Below are 664 nucleotides of genomic sequence, written 5' to 3' on the forward strand. Positions count from 1 at the left end.
CACTACGTTTGGGAAAGGCTCGTCTGACCGGGAGCTGGGCGAGTATTCAAAATCGGACGACCGACTCATTCTCACGTACGATGATGATTTTGTGCTCGAACTCGATCCGACAGCCTATCGCGCAGCTCTGTACGTGAGCGATGTGACGACTCCAGCACGAAAGATTGCCGCTGCGGTCCATCGAATGTCGAAGCAGTATCCGCAGGAAGAAGTTTCAGGTGTCGTCTATGTGGATGACTGGGTCTGACTGATCAGAGCCCTTAATCCGGCAGATCACTCGCCTCAGTTTGTCTGGTGCCCTGAAGGGGTGGCCACCATGTCTGAGCAGGCCACATCCCCGGATCCAGCCGGGACCGACGACAGTTGTACCGACACCGTCGAGATGACGACGACGGATCAGGTCGCGCAGTACCTGATCGAAGACCAGATGGCGGATCTCCCGGACGCGATCCGCGAAGCCGTCCAGAACGGGGTCGACAGCCCAGGCGCGTCCCGCGTGCTCGTGAGCGTTACGCCCGAGCAGACCGTCGTCTGTGATAACGGCGCGGGCGTGGATCTCGGCAGCGAGACGGGGATGCGTGATCTCTCCGTGCTGGGCGCCGGGACGAAGTGCCGCGATGACGACGCCACCCTCGGCGAGTGGGGGATCGGCACCGGTGCGATC

Annotated in this window: 1 protein-coding gene and 1 pseudogene; both read left to right on the top strand. The window is 61.3% G+C overall.

The features are described 5' to 3' along the window. On the top strand, nucleotides 1-247 hold a 247-nt coding region (locus DVK07_RS20410; RefSeq protein ID WP_121598579.1), incomplete at its 5' end, for a hypothetical protein. A 135-nt stretch (nucleotides 248-382) separates the two neighbouring features. Further along, nucleotides 383-664 (top strand): annotated as a pseudogene (locus DVK07_RS20415) (ATP-binding protein); the annotation flags it as partial.

The organism is Halorubrum sp. Atlit-26R, assembly GCF_003666015.1.
Taxonomy (GTDB): Archaea; Halobacteriota; Halobacteria; order Halobacteriales; family Haloferacaceae; genus Halorubrum.